Here is a 4,807-nt window from a genome sequence, read left to right on the forward strand (position 1 = left end):
CCGGGCTCAAGAGACTCAGCTTGAGGACTGAGCCTGATACACAAGGTTTGCTTCATTGCGGCCCTGGCATACGGCAACCATGAAGCCGGATGGAGAGTGCGTTAATACACCTCGCTGATATCGCAGTTGCCTTCTGCACCTATCAACTGCCGCAGCTGGCTGCCGACCGAACCCAGGCCGAGATTTTCAAAAACGTTTTTATGCTTGGGCACCACGATCTGATCGCAATGATGTTCACGGGCAAACTGCACAATGCTTTCCGCCTTGTGGCCAACCACGATGCGCTCCTGATGCGGCACACCGGCAGCGTCCAGCCGATCTATCATCGGTTGCAATATCTGCATGCCGTTTTCCTGATGAAACTCTTCAACCTGCTTGCGGCTCACAAAACGCGTGATGAATTTTGAAATCGGTGTTTGCACATTCAACAAGAACAGCGTGCCTGGCTGCGTACGATGGCGTTCTATTACGTGTTTGAGCGCGCATTCGATATCGTTGCTGTCATTGATTGCTACCAGAAGGTTGGTCATGATTTATCTCCTTGATGTAACGCTATCTGAAGTGGTCTATCGGTCATCTGCACTGCATCAACCTTCGGTAGGCACAGCAATCGTTTGCCTCGAGCTCAGCAATTTTCCGGTGCCGACTACAATCAGTATTCCCAGAATAGGCAAGGCAATTTCCAGGTAATGCGCGTTGGCGATCAAACCCTTGAGTGCAGGATCTTCCACCGCCATTTCGCCGGCCACGTAACCGAGCAAACCGGCACCCAGCGTAACGATGATGGGAAAACGTTCCATCAAACGCATCAGCATTGCGCTGCCGAACAGGATCAGAGGAATGGTAATCACCATGCCGACAAACAGCAGGCCCATATGGCCATTGGCCGCACCTGCCATGCCGAGCACATTGTCGAGACTCATCACGATGTCGGCAATGATGATGGTTTTTACTGCGCCCCAGAAGTTGTCGCTGGCGCTGACATCTTCGTTCTCTTCTTCAGGTAGCAACAGCTTGATACCGATCCAGAGCAACAGGATGGCGCCGGCCACTTCCACGTATGGAATGGTCATCAGGTATGAAGCAAAGGCTGTGAGCGCGGTCATCAGAATGACGATGGCAACGGTGCCGATCAGGAAGGCGTTTCTTTGTTCCTTCGGCGGCAATGAGCGGCATGCCAGTGCAATGATGACGGCATTGTCGCCGCTCAGAAGAATGTTGATGATGACGATCTGGAACAGCGCCACCCACATGGTTGAATCGCTTAATATCGCAAGCATTTCTGTCTCCTTCTATGGTTATTGTGAAAGCCATTCCATAGTAAAGACCGGCGCTTACGCTGTACTTTCGCGAAAATTACATTCCGCTTTCACCAACATTACAAAATACTTACAGCAGATTGTCAGCCCGGCGCATGCGACACCGGGAAAGAAACGGTAAACGTATTGCCCACGCCATCCACATCGTCTTCCAGCGTGATGGTCGCATTGTGCAGGGTAGCGATCTCGTGCACGATGGCAAGCCCAAGCCCGCTGCCTTCTTCATGCGATCCCAGCAAACGATGGAAACGCTCGAAGATGCGCGTACGCTCTTCCACCGGAATGCGCGCACCGTCATCGCTGACGATCAGATGTGCATTCTCGTCCTGCCGGACATGCACAGTGACGCGACCGCCGGGCGGTGTATAACGAATCGCGTTGTCGACCAGATTGTTGATCATCTCGGTGACGCGAGCCGCTTCGCCATTCAACAGCACCGGCTGCCCTGCCGTATCGAATCCCAGATCGATCTGCTTCTTGTAAGCCAGCGGCACCCATTCCTGCGCGGCACGCAGCGCCAGCTGGTTGAGATCGAAGGGTGCAAAATTGACTGCTACATTATTCGGTTCATTCCGAGCAAGAGAAAGCAGCTGCGACACCAGTCGCGACAAACGTTCTGCACTCGTATACAAATGACCCAGGGCGCGCTTGACCTGCGTCAGATCGTTCTCGCGCAAGGCCAGCTCGATGTGCGCCTTCAGGCCTGCAACCGGCGTACGCAATTGATGTGCGGTATCGGCAATGAAGCGCCCCTGAAAACCCAGCACGGCATCGACGCGCGTCATCAGATCGTTCACTGCACCGACCAGCGGCTCCACTTCTCCCGGCACCTTGTCCGCGGCAATCGGACTGAGATCCAGATGCGAGCGCATGCCGACTTCCTGCTGCAATTTGCGCAGCGGTGCCAGTCCATGCGCCACACCGCGCCAGATCAGAATGCCGGCAATCAGGATCAGCAATACCTGCGGCAGAATCAGCTGAATCAACAGGGCGCGTTCGTGACGATCGCGCTTGACCTGTGTTTCAGCCACCTGAATCATCACAGGCTCGGTAGCCGGATGCAGCAAGGGCTGACCGCGAAACAGCGCGACGCGCACCGATTGCTCCTGCAGTACACCATCGTAATACGCGGTGTCCTTGCCGCTCTTGATGACCGTCTGTACCGGCAATGTCGGATCGCCGGCAATCAGATTGCCGTCCATCGTGCGTATCGCGTAATACACCTGATCTTCCTTGTCGAGCAACAGCGTGCGCTCGGCATCCGGCTCCAGATCAAACCCCATCTCGCCCTTGCTGTGCGTGACATGCAGCAGCAACTCGCGTGCAATTTCATTCAATTCGACGTCGTACACATCGTTGGCGACATGGCGCACGACAAAGTAACTGCCGACAATATCGATCAGCAGGATCAGAGAAAGGGGAACCAGTACAAGACGCAGCAGCCTGCTGCGCAAAGTCGGATTGCGGTCAGATTTCCGAGCGTTCTTTTTCACCGGATTTTTCAAGCAGATAACCCATGCCGCGCACGGTACGGATAATGATGTTGTATGGTTCGAGTTTTTTCCGCATGCGATGTACGTATACTTCGATTGCATTGCTGCCGCCATCGTCGCCCCAGCCGAACAGCCGGTCCACCATCTGTTCCTTGGTCACGACCTGGCCCTGGCGCGACAGCAACACTTCAAACACCGCCAGTTCGCGCACCGACAATTCCACCGGTACGTCGTTATGGAATAAGCGATGTGCTTCCAGATCGAAGCGCAATCCGCCATGCGTCAGGCTCTTGCCGGCATCGAACTGCCCGCGTCGTATCAGCGCACGAACGCGCGCCTCGAACTCCGGCAAATCGAACGGCTTGGTCATGTAATCGTCGGCACCCAGATCGAGCCCTGCCACACGATCGTCGAGCGTATCGCGCGCAGTCAGTATCAATACCGGCACACGTGACTTGCGCTCGCGCAAACGTCGCAATACGGCAAGGCCATCCATCTTCGGCAATGCAATATCCAGTAACACCAGTGCATAAGCATCATTGCTCAACGCACGATTTGCATCTTCGCCGTTATCGGCATAATCAACGGCATAGCCGGCCTGCGTCAAGGCACGCGTCAAGGCAGCAGCGAGTACGGCATCATCTTCAACAATCAAAATACGCATGGAAACAGTCGCCCCTTCTTCACCCCTTCTTTTATTACGCAAGCATGCCATCGTTTGCCATTAATTTCCTTACAAACATTACAAAGCACTTTTCAGGCAAACCGGCCTAGATGAAACAAAGTGTAACAACCACATTTACCGTCAACCACGGTTCACAACTGGCGTTAAGGAAAGTACGGATGAAGATCAATCCGCACTTTATACATTTGAGAGAGAGCACAACAATGAACAAATTAATCGCTACCCTGGTTGCCGGTCTGTTTGCCTCCGTCGCCTTTGCACAAGCACCTGCCCCAGCCAGCACACCTGCTACCGTAAAAGCGGAAGTCAAGGCAGAGAAGCCCGTCACAAAAGCTGAAAAATCGGAAACCAAAGTTGATGCCAAAGCAGATGCTGCAGCAGCCAAGACCGACGCAAAAGCACATGCAAAAGCTGACCATAAAAAAACCAAGACCCACGCCAATACCACTGAAAAGAAAACCGAAGCACACGTTGATGTAAAAGCATCGACGGCAAAATAATCTGCCTTTAACGGCAGGCCAACCCTGCCATTATCAGCACGCCGTTCACCGGCTGCCATAACGCCCGTACCGCCTTGATGGTATACGGGCGTTTTTTATGTGCCGTACTGGATCAGTGCATGCTAAAGTTGCCATCAAGCACCGGGCAAACATCTTGCTCACGGTTTCCGATCACAGCGTAAAAGCACCACAATGACCGATACTGCAAGCATAGACCACGCCGTCTACAAAACCCTGCTCGAATCCACCAAGGCAATTCCCTGGAAAATCGACTGGAAGAGCATGACCTTCGCTTACATCGGCCCGCAGATAGAAACGCTGCTCGGTTGGCCGTCATCGAGCTGGGCAAGCGCGCAGGATTGGGCGGAAAGAATGCATCCGGAAGACCGCGAATGGGTCGTTAATTTCTGCGTATCCCAATCCAAGGCCGGCACCGATCATGAAGCAGATTATCGCGCGCTCACCAAGGACGGCAGCTATGTATGGATACGCGATGTGGTGCACGTCATGCGCAATGCCGATGGTGAAGTCGAAGCGCTGATCGGTTTCATGTTCGATATCAGCGAACGCAAGAAAACCGAAGCCAAGCTCATCGATCTGCAAAAGGAACTGGAAACGCTTTCCTTCAAGGATGGCTTGACCGGCGTCGCCAACCGGCGCATGTTCGATTCCATCATGACCTCCGAATGGGCCAATGCCAAACTCAATCATCAGCCGCTTTCCGTCATCATGCTGGATATCGATTACTTCAAACAATACAATGACCACTATGGCCATATTCAGGGCGACGATTGCCTGAAACGTGTAGCG

General features: G+C 53.5%; 6 protein-coding genes. 2 read left to right on the forward strand and 4 right to left on the reverse strand.

The window, feature by feature from the left end:
• Positions 1-101 precede the first annotated feature (101 nt).
• The 4 genes from ABWP27_RS12275 to ABWP27_RS12290 all read right to left on the reverse strand — a co-directional run bounded on the left by ABWP27_RS12275 (position 102) and on the right by ABWP27_RS12290 (position 3,476).
• The gene (locus ABWP27_RS12275) at positions 102-530 is read right to left on the reverse strand and encodes a universal stress protein (protein ID WP_353157250.1); all 429 of its coding nucleotides are present in this window, start codon (positions 528-530) and stop codon (positions 102-104) included.
• Between the two features lie 57 nt (positions 531-587).
• Positions 588-1,280: a TerC family protein gene (locus ABWP27_RS12280; protein ID WP_353157253.1), complete on the reverse strand. Its 693-nt coding sequence runs from the start codon at positions 1,278-1,280 to the stop codon at positions 588-590.
• Between the two features lie 122 nt (positions 1,281-1,402).
• Positions 1,403-2,812 carry a sensor histidine kinase gene (locus tag ABWP27_RS12285; protein ID WP_353157256.1) on the reverse strand — a complete coding sequence of 470 codons (1,410 nt, stop codon included), beginning with the start codon at positions 2,810-2,812 and terminating at the stop codon, positions 1,403-1,405.
• Positions 2,787-3,476: a response regulator gene (locus ABWP27_RS12290; protein ID WP_353157259.1), complete on the reverse strand. Its 690-nt coding sequence runs from the start codon at positions 3,474-3,476 to the stop codon at positions 2,787-2,789. Before ABWP27_RS12290 ends, ABWP27_RS12285 begins: the two co-directional genes overlap by 26 nt.
• A gap of 110 nt (positions 3,477-3,586) precedes the next feature.
• On the opposite strand from ABWP27_RS12290, the gene ABWP27_RS12295 reads away from it, so the two are divergent.
• Positions 3,587-3,997, forward strand: coding sequence for a hypothetical protein (locus tag ABWP27_RS12295; protein WP_353157262.1), 411 nt, complete (start codon positions 3,587-3,589; stop codon positions 3,995-3,997).
• A gap of 192 nt (positions 3,998-4,189) precedes the next feature.
• Positions 4,190-4,807 (forward strand): GGDEF domain-containing protein (locus tag ABWP27_RS12300; RefSeq protein ID WP_353157265.1); only part of this gene is annotated, 618 nt, incomplete at its 3' end.

The organism is Herminiimonas fonticola (genome assembly GCF_040395855.1).
Classification (GTDB): Bacteria; Pseudomonadota; Gammaproteobacteria; order Burkholderiales; family Burkholderiaceae_D; genus Oxalicibacterium; species Oxalicibacterium fonticola_A.

Bases quoted from the DNA above. Each gene is read 5' to 3' on its own strand.
- ABWP27_RS12275 (WP_353157250.1), bottom strand. From the start codon at position 530: ATGACCAACCTTCTGGTAGCAATCAATGACAGCAACGATATCGAATGC.
- ABWP27_RS12280 (WP_353157253.1), bottom strand. From the start codon at position 1,280: ATGCTTGCGATATTAAGCGATTCAACCATGTGGGTGGCGCTGTTCCAG.
- ABWP27_RS12290 (WP_353157259.1), bottom strand. From the start codon at position 3,476: ATGCGTATTTTGATTGTTGAAGATGATGCCGTACTCGCTGCTGCCTTG.
- ABWP27_RS12295 (WP_353157262.1), top strand. From the start codon at position 3,587: ATGAAACAAAGTGTAACAACCACATTTACCGTCAACCACGGTTCACAA.